The 13,604-nt window shown below is 59.0% G+C and carries 13 protein-coding genes; 9 read left to right on the forward strand and 4 right to left on the reverse strand.

Going from position 1 to position 13,604, the window contains the following annotated elements; all coding sequences use genetic code 11:
- Nucleotides 1–118 precede the first annotated feature (118 nt).
- The gene (locus NW816_RS07740; RefSeq protein ID WP_414408784.1) at nt 119–1,135 is read left to right on the forward strand and encodes a M14 family metallopeptidase; all 1,017 of its coding nucleotides are present in this window, start codon (nt 119–121) and stop codon (nt 1,133–1,135) included.
- A 195-nt stretch (nt 1,136–1,330) separates the two neighbouring features.
- Entirely contained in the window at nt 1,331–3,037 is a 1,707-nt protein-coding gene (gene recN / locus NW816_RS07745; RefSeq protein ID WP_414408785.1) for a DNA repair protein RecN, read from the forward strand.
- Between the two features lie 35 nt (nt 3,038–3,072).
- On the opposite strand, the gene NW816_RS07750 is transcribed toward recN, so the two are convergent.
- The gene (locus NW816_RS07750; RefSeq protein ID WP_414373833.1) at nt 3,073–3,780 is read right to left on the reverse strand and encodes an ABC transporter ATP-binding protein; all 708 of its coding nucleotides are present in this window, start codon (nt 3,778–3,780) and stop codon (nt 3,073–3,075) included.
- On the reverse strand, nt 3,777–4,595 hold the full coding sequence (locus NW816_RS07755; RefSeq protein WP_414408786.1) for an ABC transporter ATP-binding protein: 819 nt from the start codon (nt 4,593–4,595) through the stop codon (nt 3,777–3,779). The genes NW816_RS07750 and NW816_RS07755 overlap by 4 nt, the downstream gene beginning before the upstream one ends.
- Nucleotides 4,596–4,905: 310 nt before the next feature.
- On the opposite strand from NW816_RS07755, the gene NW816_RS07760 reads away from it, so the two are divergent.
- The 4 genes from NW816_RS07760 (at nt 4,906) to NW816_RS07775 (ending at nt 9,305) form a co-directional block, all read left to right on the forward strand.
- Nucleotides 4,906–6,159, forward strand: a complete 1,254-nt coding sequence (locus tag NW816_RS07760) for an ABC transporter substrate-binding protein (RefSeq protein WP_414408787.1) — start codon at nt 4,906–4,908, stop codon at nt 6,157–6,159.
- A 247-nt stretch (nt 6,160–6,406) separates the two neighbouring features.
- Nucleotides 6,407–6,751, forward strand: coding sequence for a hypothetical protein (locus NW816_RS07765; RefSeq protein ID WP_011432412.1), 345 nt, complete (start codon nt 6,407–6,409; stop codon nt 6,749–6,751).
- 187 nt (nt 6,752–6,938) lie between these two features.
- Complete coding sequence (locus tag NW816_RS07770) at nt 6,939–8,870, forward strand: BamA/TamA family outer membrane protein (protein ID WP_414408788.1); 1,932 nt, start codon at nt 6,939–6,941, stop codon at nt 8,868–8,870.
- A 66-nt stretch (nt 8,871–8,936) separates the two neighbouring features.
- Nucleotides 8,937–9,305: a hypothetical protein gene (locus NW816_RS07775; RefSeq protein WP_414347463.1), complete on the forward strand. Its 369-nt coding sequence runs from the start codon at nt 8,937–8,939 to the stop codon at nt 9,303–9,305.
- Here the strand turns inward: NW816_RS07775 and NW816_RS07780 are convergent.
- Entirely contained in the window at nt 9,302–10,384 is a 1,083-nt protein-coding gene (locus tag NW816_RS07780; protein ID WP_414358250.1) for an Mrp/NBP35 family ATP-binding protein, read from the reverse strand. The two genes, NW816_RS07775 and NW816_RS07780, sit on opposite strands and share 4 nt — an antisense overlap.
- Nucleotides 10,385–10,583: 199 nt before the next feature.
- Here NW816_RS07780 and NW816_RS07785 point away from each other — a divergent pair, with 199 nt between their 5' ends.
- The 3 genes from NW816_RS07785 (at nt 10,584) to NW816_RS07795 (ending at nt 13,386) form a co-directional block, all read left to right on the forward strand.
- Nucleotides 10,584–10,856: a DUF6464 family protein gene (locus NW816_RS07785; protein WP_414408794.1), complete on the forward strand. Its 273-nt coding sequence runs from the start codon at nt 10,584–10,586 to the stop codon at nt 10,854–10,856.
- A gap of 252 nt (nt 10,857–11,108) precedes the next feature.
- Nucleotides 11,109–11,303 carry a CsbD family protein gene (locus NW816_RS07790; protein ID WP_414358245.1) on the forward strand — a complete coding sequence of 65 codons (195 nt, stop codon included), beginning with the start codon at nt 11,109–11,111 and terminating at the stop codon, nt 11,301–11,303.
- Nucleotides 11,304–11,532: 229 nt separating this feature from the next.
- A complete protein-coding gene (locus NW816_RS07795) occupies nt 11,533–13,386 on the forward strand; it encodes an alpha-amylase family glycosyl hydrolase (RefSeq protein ID WP_414358244.1) in 1,854 nt (617 codons plus the stop codon).
- A gap of 6 nt (nt 13,387–13,392) precedes the next feature.
- Here NW816_RS07795 and NW816_RS07800 read toward each other — a convergent pair.
- Nucleotides 13,393–13,604: hypothetical protein (locus NW816_RS07800; protein ID WP_414408789.1), on the reverse strand; the 212-nt coding region annotated here is incomplete at its 5' end.

Raw genomic sequence — 13,604 nt, forward strand, 5'->3', positions numbered from 1 at the left:
TCAGAGGGTCTTTCGCGACCCGAGCTACCGCAGCGAAACGGTTCATTTGGACTCCCGCTCCCTCCCACTCTAGGGCCGGAAGCCAGAAGTTTGAATCGAGCCTCTTAGCCCAAACAGCATGCTCACCGTCCTCGATCATTTACCGGATCAACTGCTGGATCTAGAGGCCCATCAGCTTTACGACCGATTGGGTGGGCCAACCCTCATCCATCTGCCGGGACGACGGGATCCCGCCCTGTTTGTGTCCGTCCTGCTGCACGGCAACGAAACCACCGGTTGGCAGGCGGTGCGGCAGCTCCTCCGCCACCACGCCCAGCGGGAATTGCCCCGTTCTCTTTCCCTTTTCATTGGCAACGTGCAGGCTGCCCGCCACCGGCAACGGCGGCTAGATGGCCAACCGGACTACAACCGCATTTGGGGCCCCGGCTCCACCCCCGAGCACGCCATGGCCCAGGCCGTCCTGCAGCAAATGCAGCAGCGGGGCGTTTTTGCCAGCGTCGATATCCACAACAACACGGGCACCAACCCCCACTACGCCTGTGTCAATTACCTGGATGCCCCTACCCTGCACCTGGCCACCTTGTTTGGGCGCACCGTCCTCTATTTCACCAAGCCAGAAGGGGTGCAGAGCATGGCCTTCGGGCGCTTCTGCCCGGCGGTGACCCTGGAATGCGGCAAGCCGGATCAGCCCTATGGCACCCAGCATGCCTACGAATTTCTGGAAGCCTGCCTGCACCTGTCGGCGATCCCGCAGCGCCCTGTCCTCAGCCAAGATATCGACCTCTTCCACAGCGTCGCCATTGTCAAAGTCCCGGATCAGGTGAGCTTCAGCTTTGGGGAAGAGAATGGCGACCAAGAGGGATCCCCCTCCCACATCCGCTTCCCGCCGGATTTGGATCTCCTCAATTTTCGGGAGCTTCCCCCCCACACCCCCATTGGCTGGACGAACAACGGCTTCCACCTGGAGGTGCAAGACGAGCAGGGCCAAAATGTGGCGGATCGCTTTTTCTATGCCTGCAATGGAGAAATTCGCACCAGCGTGCCCATCATGCCGGGCATGCTCACCCTCAACAGCCGCATCATCCGCCAAGACTGCCTCTGCTACCTGATGGAGCGCTACCCCCTGGTGGGCTGAGCCGGGCTGCCAATTTCCCCGAGGGGATCCCCAAACCAGAACGGGTGGTGCTCCCCACCCCTGCAATAACAGACTCCCCGCTGGCCGCTGTACCCGTCCGCCGAGGGATGGTGGGTACGCTAACGTGGGACAGAGCGACCCCTGCAAGCCCTATCCTGAAAACTGCCAACGGCACGCTGAGCCCACGGGATCCCTATGTTGCGCCTGCTGCGGATCGAGAACTTTGCCCTGATCGAGCAATTGGAGATCCCTTTTCGAGCGGGGCTAAACGTGCTCACCGGAGAAACCGGGGCCGGCAAATCCATCATCCTCGATGCGCTGGATGCAGCTCTAGGAGGTACAGCTCGGGCTCTGCGAACTGGCAGCGAACGAGGTCTGGTGGAAGCGATCTTCAGTCCTAATCCTGAACTGCAAGCCTGGCTAGAACAAGAGCACATCGACCCCCTAGAGGAGGGCCTGGTTTGTAGTCGCGAGCTGGTGTTGCGCAACGGCAAGCTCACCAGCCGCCTGCGGGTGAATGGGGTGCTGGTGAACAAAGCCCAGATGCTCAACCTGCGGGCCAAATTGGTAGAGATCACTGCCCAGGGGCAAACCGTTCAAATCCAATCTCCCCAAACCCAGCGCCGTTGGCTGGACGACTTTGGCGGCGAAGAGTTGTTGCGAACACGGGCGGAGGTGGCTGCCCTTTACCAAACCTGGAACCAACTGAAAACAGAGGTGGAATCCCGCCAGCAAAGCCAACAACTGCGCCTGCAACGGCTAGACCTACTGGAGTTTCAAGCGCAAGAGCTGGCCGCCCTGCGCCTGGAGGATCCCGACGAAATGGCCAAGCTGGAGCGGGAACGGGAGCGCCTGGCCCACCGCGTGGAACTGCAACAGCAAAGCTACGCAGCTCACCAACTGCTCTACCAAAACGATAGTGGCTCACCGGCCATCGCCGATCTGTTGGGCCAGGTAGAGCGGCTGCTCCAGACCATGACCCAGCGGGATCCCGACCTAGCCCCTCTGGCGGAAATGGTCAGCAGCGCTCTCATTCAGGTGGAGGAGGTGGGGCGGGAGCTGGTTCGCTACGGCGAGACGCTGGAGGCAGATCCCGGTCGGTTGAACAAAATTGAACGGCGCTTGGCGCAACTCAGACAAGCCTGCCGCAAATACGGCCCGACCTTGGCCGAGGTGATGGCCCATGCGGAGCGGGTGCAGACGGAGTTGGCCCAACTGCGAGGAGACAACACCGACCTAGAGGAATTGCAGGTGCGGCTGGACAAAGCTGCCCAAGACCTGGAGCGCCATTGCCAGGTGCTCTCTCAACTGCGGCAACAAGCGGCCTGTCAACTGGAAAAGGCCCTCATAGAAGAGCTCAGCCCGCTGGGGATGAGCGCAGTGCAATTCCGGGTGCAGATCCAACCCGGCCCCCCGACAGCAGAGGGGGTGGATCAGGTGAGCTTTTGGATTAGCCCCAACCCGGGTGAGCCTCTTCAACCTTTGGCCAGCATTGCCTCGGGCGGCGAGATGAGCCGTTTTCTGCTGGCCTTGAAAGCCGTATTCAGCCGCATCGATCCGGTGGCCACCATGGTTTTCGACGAGATCGATACCGGCGTGTCCGGCAAAGTGGCGCAAGCCATCGCCACCAAGCTGCACAGCATTGCCCGAGATCACCAGATCCTCTGCGTCACCCACCAACCCCTGATCGCTGCCTTGGCGGATCACCACCTGCGGGTTCACAAGGTGGTGCACCAAAAACGAACTTCTGTGCGGGTGGAGCTTTTGGGAGAACGGGAACGCCGCGAAGAACTGGCCCAACTTACTGCCGGCCACTCCGCCCAAGAAGTGATGACGTTTGTGGAGGCTCTTCTCAACCAAGCAGCTCAACTGCGCAAGCAGCAAATGGCCAGTCCCGCTTGACTCTCCTTCTGGGAAAGGGGAGGGGGGTGAGGGCCTCAACCACCCAAGAACAGCTCCAGCACCTCAGGATTGCTCAGCAGGTTGGGGCCGGTATCCTCAAAGCGGTTCTCTCCGGTGGACAAAACGTAGCCCCAGTCCGCCATCTTCAGGGCCTGCTTGGCATTCTGCTCCACCATGAGGATGCTGATGCCGAGACGGTTGATCTCTTGCAGGAGGGCGAAGGTCTGTTCTATGTACAGCGGTGACAGGCCGGCGGTCGGCTCATCCAGCAACAACAACTGCGGCTCCACCATCAACGCTCGCCCTATGGCCAGCATCTGCCGTTGTCCACCCGATAGGGATCCCGCCGCTTGGCGTCGTTTCTCTTTCAGGGGTGGAAACAGCTCATAAACCCGCTCCAGTTGGGCGGCAGGGTTGTCGCGTCGGATGAAGGCCCCCATCTCCAGGTTCTCTTGCACGGTGAGGGAAGGAAAGACATTGTTGGTCTGGGGCACAAAGCCGATTCCCCGCTGCACCAGTTGCTCGGCAGGCAAGTGGGTGATGTCGGATCCCTGAAACAGCACTCGGCCTGAGCGGATGGTGGCCAAGCCAAATAAGGATTTCAGCACCGTCGATTTGCCGGCTCCATTGGGGCCGATGATCACCACCATTTGCCCAGGGTTCACCTTCAGGTGGATCCCTTTGAGGATGTCCACCCCCCGGTAGCCGCTGTAGAGATCTTGGATGTCCAGCAAAGGGGTCATGAGAGGGATCCCTCCGAAGGCAGAGGGGAGGGCTGGGGTGGGTTTAGGGAGTCGGCCAGTGCCACAGATCCCAAATAGGCCTCCCGCACGGCTGGGTTTTGTTTGATCTCCTCCATGGATCCCTGGGTGAGAACCTTGCCGGCAGCCATGACCACCACGTGGTCGCAGAGACGGGTCACCAGATCCAGATCGTGCTCGATGATGCAGAAGGTGCAGCCGCGCTCGCGGTTGAGATACTCGATAAAACGCATCAAATCCGCCAGCAGGGTGCGGTTGACGCCGGCCCCCGGTTCATCCAGCAGGATCACCCGCGCATCGGTCATCAAGGTACGTCCCAGTTCCAGGAGTTTTTTTTGCCCGCCGGAAAGGGTGATGGCCAGTTGATCCCGCAGATGGATCAGGTTCAGCCGTTCCAGAACCTCTTCCGCCCGAGCTTGCAGGTTGCGTTCTTGTCGTTGCACCAGCCGCCAACCGAACCAAGTGGCGAACAGGTTTTCCCCTATCTGGTTGGGGGGAACCACCATCAAGTTCTCCAAGACGGTCATGCGGCCAAACTCCCGCGGGATCTGAAAGGTGCGCACCAGCCCTCGACGGAACAGATGGTGAGGGGGCAGGCCGGTGATGTCTTCCCCATCTAGCCAGATGCGCCCGCTGCTGGGCCGAATAAACCCGGCGATGATGTTAAAGAGCGTGGTCTTCCCTGCCCCATTCGGGCCGATCAAGCCCGTAATCCGACCGGTTTCGATGCGGAAGGAACAGTGATCCACCGCGCTAATGCCGCCAAACCGCTTGGAGATGTCGTCGATAACAATCACGCCGCTGCCTCGGAAGAACCCCGCTGCCCAATGGGTTCAGTATTTCATAATGAGCCCAATTGCCGGGTTTGCCCATTATCCTTCCTGGATTCCTACGGGGGCAACTGCCCTTGGAGGTTGTAGCCGGCTTTGTAGCGGCCAAGGAACAAGCAAGATACGGAGTCTGGCCCGCCTGTTTTCTGGAGCCCTCTTTATTTTTGAGGGAATGGGGAACGCTTTGAGGTGAGCCAACGTCTGATGGATACGATTCAACACTCGGCTTTTGCGATCTGAGTTCTACTTTCTCTTCCCTCGCAGGAGGTTGTTGGTTATGTCTCGGATGAATAAACTCACTCGACGCGCTTTTGCGGCGGCGGCTGCCCTCACGGCTGCTGCTCTGGCCACCACTCTGCTGCCCGGCACAGCCCAGCAGGCGGCTCAAACGCCGGTCAAAATTGGGGCTCTGCTGTCTTTGACAGGAGATTTGCAGGCCTACGGAGAAAATTGCCTCAAGGGCATCAAGTTGGCCCTCGACCAAATCAACGCTGCCGGTGGCATTTTGGGATCCCCTGCTCAAGTGGTCGAAGCGGATGACCAGACGTCGGCTCAGCCGGCTATCGACGCAGCTCAGCGGTTGGTCAACGTGGAGAAGGTGGCCGGCATCATCGGCGCCTTGGGCAGCGGCATCACCATTCCGGTGGCCACGACGGTTTCTGTCCCCAATCGCATCCCCCAAATTTCCCCCGCTTCTACCGCTCCCACCATCACTACCCTAGAGGACAACGATTTTCTGTTTCGCACCGTTCCTTCTGATGCTTTCCAAGGGGTAGCCCTAGCTCAGGTCACCCGCGAAGAGAAGCTGGAGCGGCTGGCAGTCATCTACATCAACAACGACTACGGCAAGGGCCTCGCCGACAGCTTTAAGGCGGCCTTTGAAAAGCAGGGCGGCAAGATCACCAAGGCTGTTCCCTACGAGCCCGGCAAGGCTTCCTATCGCAGTGAGCTGACCCAACTGAAGGAAGGGGATCCCCAGGCATTGGTGCTGATCGGCTACCCCGAAAACGGCGTGGTCATTTTGCGGCAAGCTTTGGAAGAAGGTCTATTTGACCGATTTATTTTCACAGATGGCATGCGCTCTCCCGATGTGGCAGCCCAGGTGGGAGCCGACAAGCTAGAGGGATCCATCGGCACCTCGCCCCAGGCCCTCACCGACAGCAAGGCCTACCAGACCTTTGCGGACGCCTACAAAGCTGCCTACGGGGAGCTACCTCCCACCCCCTACATTGACACCGCCTATGACGCCGCCTTCCTCTTAGCTTTGGCCATCCAAAAAGCCGGCAGCACCGATGGCACTGCCGTTCGCGATGCCTTGCGCCAAGTGGCCAATCCCCCCGGCACTGAGATCTTGCCCGGCGAGTGGGCTAAGGCGGTAGAGCTGCTGAAGAAAGGGGAAGACATCAACTATACCGGCGCTTCCGGCTCGCTGGACTTCGACGAGAAGGGGGATGTGGCTGGAACCTTTGCCCACTGGACGTTCCAAGGGGGGAAGGTGGTCGATCTGAAAGTGTTTGAGCCGGGGAGCTAATTTCCCCTGGGGCTCCTTAGCGGGGCCGGCTTCTCCTTCCAAGCTCAATCAAGACAATCAAGATGAGTAAGGCAGGCCTGCACAGAGTACCCTCTGCAGGCTTTTTTGTGGGCCTGGGCCGCGCGGCTGTACGCCCCCAGCAGGGATCCCTCCCCATCACGTAGCTTTTTTTGCTTTTTTGGGCAACTCAGCGGAGGGCAAAGCAGGCTAAAGTGTCGGCATCCTGGCGTCTTGTGGAGAATCCTCGATGTTGTCCACCCAACTCCTCCTCCCCGGAGTGGCAGCTCTGCTCGGCTTCGGGTTTGCTCCAGCCGTCCTGGCTCAGACTTCCCACACCCAGCAGATGGCGATCCTGAACGGCAACGCCACCACCCTGCAAAGCAACGTCCTGCAAAACACCGTCCTGATCCTGCCCAACGTTCCCCCACAACAGTACGCCGACAGTTGGGGCTGGAGGAGCAGCCGCTCTTTGCCTCCCACTCCTGCTCCCATCACCGTCGTCATCCTCAACTCCCAAGTCAACCTAGCTGCCGAGGAAGTCGAGCCGAGGTCTTGCGGCCAGCGCTGTAGGGGATCCCTGCGCCTGCCTTGAGCGGGGGAGGCTGCTTTTTGCACTCCAGACTGCCCAAGTCCGCAATCCGGTTCGCGGCCACGCTCGGATCTGGGTGGATGGGGATTGATATAATCCAGGGCAATTGTCCGCTGCTGGGCGGCAGAGGGTTTTAACGCAAGCTTGGCCCGGCTCTGCAATCTTGCTTTTTGGTGTGCGAGGGATCCCCATGAATCGTTCCAGGCAACTTCGCCCTTGGCTAACTTCAGCGCTCACCCGCGGGATGGTGCTCTGCACCGCTTTTGCGTTTGCTGAAGCGTCCCGTAGCGCTCTGCTGATGGGATCCCCGGCTTGGGCGCAATCGGTTCCTCAGCCCGGCACCCTCGACCTGCGCACCGGTGGCGACACCCCCGCCCAGCCCTCCCCCACCCCACCCCCCACTGCCGGCGAGCCAGAAGTGTTGGTAGCGGAGGTAGTGGTTGAGGGCACTGAAGATCCGGAGCTGATCAACCGGGTTTACAGCGTCATCCGCACCCGCGCCGGCGAGGTTTCCACCCGATCCCAGTTGCGGGAAGACATCAATGCCGTGTTTGCCACCGGATTGTTTGCCGATGTGCGGGCAGTGCCTTCCGATACGCCTTTGGGGGTGCGGGTCACCTTTGAGGTCAAGCCCAACCCAATCCTGAAAGCCGTGCGCACGGAAGGGGCGAACGTTTTGGATCCGGAAGTGCTGCGGGCCGCCTTTGCCGACCAGGAAGGGCGGGTGCTCAACTTCGGCGAGCTGCAACTGGCTGTGGCCGAGATCGAGCAGTGGTACGCCGATAAGGGTTACGTGCTGGCCAAAGTGACGGATGTGCGCTCCTCTGAAGACGGCACCATCACCCTGGAAATCGCCGAAGGGGTGATCGAGGATATTCGCGTTCAGGGCAACACCAAAACCCGTGACTTCATCATCACCCGCGAGTTGAAGTCCAAGCCGGGGGATGTGTTTAACCGCAACCAAATCCAGGAAGACCTGCAGGCGGTTTTTAATCTCAACCTGTTTCAAGATGTGAATGTGGGGCTCAACCCCGGCCAGGATCCCGACAAGGTGGTGGTGGTGGTGAACGTGGAAGAACGTCGCACCGGTACCTTGGGCGGCACCATCGGCGTTAGCTCCGCCACAGGGGTCTTCGCCGGCCTCAACGTCTCCGAACAAAACTTGGGCGGCAACAACCAAAGTGCCAGCTTCAACGTGCAGGTGGGCACCAACGAAACCCTCTTCGACTTAAACTTCACCGACCCGCGGATTGCCACGCTGGACATTCCCACCTCCTACAACGTCAACATCTCCAACCAGCAGAGCTCCAGCTTTGTCTTTAATGAGGGATTCACCCTGCCCAATGGGGATCCCGTGCGCATCAACCGTCTTGGTGGCGGGGTGACTTTCTCTCGCCCGATTGGGGGCAATTGGCGGGCCAGCTTGGGCACCCGCATCCAATTTGTAGAAGCTCGCAACAGCAACGGGGAGCAGCAGCGCTTCGATGTGCTGGGCAACCCGATTACCTTCAGCGAGAGCGGCCAAGACAGCTACACCACCCTGCGCCTCGGCCTCATCAACGATACCCGCGACAACCCCAACAGCCCCAGCCAGGGCTCGGTCTTTCGCATCTCCACAGAACAGTCGGTACGTCTGTTTCAAAATGGCTTGAATGCCAACCGCCTCGAGGCCGGCTACAGCCAGTTCATTCCCGTCAACCTGTTTGAAACCCGCAGCGAGCGACCGCAGGTATTGGCCTTTGATGTGCGAGCGGGCACGACCATCGGCGACTTGGCTCCCTACGATGCTTTTGCCATTGGTGGCGGCAACTCGGTGCGGGGCTTTTTCGAGGGGGGTATCGGTTCCGGTCGCAGCTTTGCTACGGCAACCGCCGAGTTGCGTTTCCCCCTTTTTGACCCGGTGGGAGCCGTGGTTTTCGCCGACTACGGCACTGATCTGGGCAGTGGAGCTGCGGTGGCCGGCAATCCTGCCCTGGTGCGCAACAAGCCGGGCAGTGGTTTGGGGCTGGGGGTCGGCATTCGCATCCAATCTCCCTTGGGGCCGCTGCGCATCGACTACGCGGTTGGGCAAGGCGGAGCCGGCCAAGGTCAACTGCATTTCGGCATTGGCGAGAAGTTCTAACTTGGCCGTGGATTTCCCTGCCGGCTTGCTATCTTGGGAGCAGGTGCTCGTCAGTGGAAGCAACCCATGAAACAGCAACTTGGCCAATCGTTCCGCGGCGGATCCCTGGCGCTCCTGCTGGGCCTCAGCTTAGCCCTGGCAGGGTGTGGGCAACTGGCGCGGCTGGGCATCGGCACAACTCCCATCGCCACCGTAGAGCAAAATCCTTCCCGCTACACCGATGTGTATGTCCGCGGTCGCGTGGTGAACCAGATAGGGGTGTTCGGCCAGGGTGTGTATGAGCTCCAAGACAACAGCGGTTCCCTTTGGGTCATCACCGACAAGGGGCTGCCGGCCATGAACAGCACAGTGACCGTGCGCGGTAAAGCCCAAGAGGGGATTGTGGTGGGAGGACGCAGCTTCGGGGTCTCGTTGGTGGAAGCAGAGCGCTTCTAGCCTGCCCCCAAAGCCAACATGGAAACGCGGCCTGCCAAGGTTTTGGCAATCTGCTTCAAGGCCCGGGCTGAAGCCGACTCAGGTTGGCCGATGACAATAGGCGTACCCATATCTCCCCCTTGGCGCAGGGCAATTTCCAGCGGGATCCGCCCCAGCAAAGGGATCCCCAGCTCGCGGGCCGTGGTCTCTCCCCCTTCTGAGCCGAAAATATCGTACTGGCGATCCGGCAGGTCGGGCGGGACGAAGTAGCTCATGTTTTCCACAATGCCCAGGATGGGCACCCCCAACTGCCGAAACATGTTCAAGCCCTTGCGGCTGTCCAGCAGGGCCACCGATTGGGGCGTGGTGACGATCACAGCTCCTGCCAGCGGCACTGCCTGAACCAGGGTCAACTGAGCATCGCCGGTGCCGGGGGGCATATCCACAACCAAGTAGTCCAACTCTCCCCACTGCACCTGATAGAGGAATTGCCGGATCACCCCGTTCAACATCGGCCCCCGCCAGATCACCGGCTGATCCCGCCCCACCAAAAGGCCCATCGACACCATCTTGACGCCGTAATTTTCCAGGGGGAAGATATCCTCGCCGCCGTCCTCCCGTTTTTGCACAACCAGAGACCGATCCTGCAGGCCCAACATCAGCGGCACATTGGGGCCGTAAATGTCGGCATCCAGTAGCCCCACCCGGGCCCCGCTTTGGGCCAGCGCCACCGCCACATTCACCGACACCGAGGTTTTGCCCACGCCCCCCTTGCCGCTGGAAATGGCGATGATGTTGCGCACACCGGGGATGGACTGGCGATCCGGCAGGGAAGGGGAACGGGGGGTTTCCGCCGTTACCGTGACATCAATGGCTTCGATGGGGGTCAACCGGCGGATGGCAGCTTTGCACTCCTCCACAATGAATTCCCGCAAAGGGCAGGCCGGCGTGGTCAGTACCAGGGTAAAGGCCACTCGCCCAGGCTCGACGCGAATATCCCGGATCATGTTCAGTTCCACCAGGCTGCGGCGCAGCTCCGGATCTTGAACAGGGCGCAACGCCTCAAGGATGGCGGCAGCATCAAGGGTGGAGGTTGTCATGGAATCCAAAGGCCCAGTGGGTCAGTCCATATTTCACTCTAGTCGGTTTTTCTGCTGGGTTCTCGTCGGCAGGGAAGGACAGCTCCAAAACTGGCTGCCGCTCTAGCTCTGCCGAAACAAGCTGACTTAGGCTATCGGGGTCGGAAGGCGACACTCTTGAACGGGTGAGTGAAGGAGAACGATCGTGCAAGCACTGGTCATGGGAGTTGGTTTGTGGTTAGGGCTGACGTTCTTGGCGCAGTTGATCCCTCTGCTGGAAAAGAGTGGATCCCGTCGCTTCTCAATCCGGGACGAGCGCGCCCACCGGGCCGTACCAACTCTCTCTTGTGGCTTGCCCTGGGATCCCTCCTGCCGCTACTTTTCTCGGTCACCCCACCTGCCCTGCGCAGTGAACCCTCTGGGCCCCTGCCGTTGTCCCCACTACGCCGCGCTCCCAAAGAACTCCGCCCATCAGCCGTCGGACAATCGGTAGCCTGTGGCCCATTGGGGACATCGGGGAGATGAATTTTGGCGCCAGCTGAAGCGGGTGAGTTGCGGGCCGGCAGGGATCCGCTTGAAGAGTGTGGCCAAAAGCAGACCGGAACGGTGCCCATGAGAGCACTCCCAGTCTGAGGATTCTGTGCTAGCATCTCTGCCGTGAGCACTTGCGCAATTGAATTGCAGGTTTATCGATTCAAAAGGCGTGCGAGCTGCTCGGTGTTATCAAGAGCTAGGAGGTACATCTGTGAGTATTCAAGACCGGATTGAAGCTACGGCCAAGAATATCGAGGGCAAGATTCAAGAAGCAGTGGGGGAGCTCACAGGGGATGAAAAGCAAAAACTAGAGGGCAAGGCCAAGCAAATGGAGGCTGCAGCTCAGCATGCCAAGGAAGATCTGAAAGATGCGGTGAAAGAGGGTATAGACAACCTTTTGGGTTAATTGGGTTGAGCAGATTGAGTCGCTCAGCGGAGCGAGCCTTCTGATGCAGGCACAACCTTCACTTGTTCACTTTGCGTAAAGAATGCTTTGAAGTTTGAGGATTGGCAACAGAAGCATCCTCTTCTGGGCTAAGGGCTAGAGGTAAAAGCTGGACTTGCAGCAGCCTCTGGCCTTTTTCAGTTTGTGTTCGTGTCTGTTGAGCTGTTTTTAAGGTGGGAGGGCTGCTTTTATGGAAACACTGAACCGGCGAGCGGATATTGTTGAGCCTTCAGAATCCTCTGGGGATCTGGAGTTTCTCTACACTCGCGACATTGAGTTCCGTCAGGAAACAATCTACTTTTTGGTGGTGGATCGTTTTTTTGATGGGGATCCGGAAAATAACGAAGGGCCGAACCCAGAACTTTATGATCCTCAAAGGCAAGACTGGGGCAAATACTGGGGTGGAGATCTACAAGGGGTAATCGACAAGCTGGACTATCTGCAACAGATGGGGATCACAGCCATTTGGCTCACGCCTTTGTTCGAGCAAGTGGAGCGATTGTTTATTGAAAGTGCAGCGATGCACGGCTACTGGACGAAAGACTTTAAGCGCATCAACCCACGCTACATCGCCAAAGGGGAGGATCCCTCGCTCAACAATCCGGCCCCTACCACTTTCGATCGGCTCATTGCGGAGATGCACAAGCGCAAAATGAAGCTCGTGCTGGACATTGTTTGCAACCACAGCAGCCCGGATACAGGGGGCGTCAAAGGTCAGTTGTTCGACGATGGGAAGCTCATTGCCGATTTCAACAACGATGTAAACCATTGGTACCACCACTACGGCGAAGTGACGAACTGGGAAGATGAGTGGCAGGTGCAAAATTGCGAGTTGGCCGGACTGGCGACGTTTAACGAAAACAATCCCGACTATCGCAACTACATCAAGTCCGCCATCAAGCAGTGGTTGGATCGAGGGGTGGATGCTCTGCGGGTAGATACTGTCAAGCACATGCCCATCTGGTTTTGGCAGGAGTTCAATGCCGATATCCAAACCCACAAGCCGGATGTTTTTGTTTTTGGAGAGTGGATCTACAGTGGCCCAGATGTGGAAGCTTCGGTGCAGTTTGCCAACCATTCCGGCATGACGATCCTGGATTTTGGCCTGTGCATGGCTATTCGGGCAGCTTTGGGGCAGGGGGCTGCTGAGGGCTTTCGCCTCGTCGATGACGTCATCGCCAAAGATTATCGCTACAACGGGGCTACAGAGCTGATCACCTTCATCGACAACCACGACATGTGCCGCTTCCAAACCCTAAACCCGGATCCGGAAATGCTGGCGGTGGCAATCGCCATTATCATGACCAGCCGTGGGATCCCTTGTATTTACTACGGCACCGAACAATACCTGCACAACGACACCGATGGGGGCAACGATCCCTACAATCGCCCGATGATGGAAAGCTGGGATCCCAACTCTCCACTTTATCGGCAGATTCGCCTGCTATCGGGGTTGCGCCGTCTCAACCCGGCGGTATCTTTGGGCAGCCAGTGGCGCAAATATCTGACAGAGGAGGTTTGGTGCTATACCCGTCGTTATCGGGATAGCCGCTGCTTTGTTGCCCTCAATCGGGGGGAGGCCACCCACCTGGAGCAGGTGGACACCGAATTTCCCGATGGGGAGCACACCTGTATCCTGACTCGCCAGAAGTTTACGGTCAAAGAGGGGAAGATCCACGGTTTGGATTTGCCCACCCGCGGAGTAATCGTCCTTAGCCATGTGGGAGAGCGAGTCAAGGGCCAGGTGATCGTGCGGGCCCAACTGAATGGGGTAAATACCCAACCGGGGGAATGGATTGTGGTCATCGGGGATTGCCCAGAGTTGGGCTATTGGGACATTGCTCGGGGCTACCCGCTGGAATACATCAACGCCAACACCTGGTTTGGGGAGATCCCTTTCAACGAAAGCGCCGGTAAAGCCATTGCCTACAAGTACGTTCTGCTGCGAGAGGGTCGTTCGCCGATCCGAGAAAACCTGGTAGCCCGCCGCTGGTTGCTGGCCGCCGAGGGAACGGTCAAGTGGCGGGATCGGTGGGCCGGTTGAAATGAACTACCCCACCGCATAGGCGGATGGGGTTTCCCCATCCCCTTGACGGCAGGATTTTAGTCTCTTCCTCTGCCCCAGGTGCTTCATAGCCCCACAGGACTTTGAAGTAGAGCTGAAGCATCCAAGACTCACGAGGCTGGTTCCCAACCCCGGTTGCCGATTAGTGGCAACGGTGTACATCACCATCACCGAGCCCCGATCCCTGGGGATTTCAA

It is taken from the genome of Synechococcus sp. W55.1 (assembly GCF_047461655.1).
Taxonomy (GTDB): Bacteria; Cyanobacteriota; Cyanobacteriia; order Thermostichales; family Thermostichaceae; genus Thermostichus.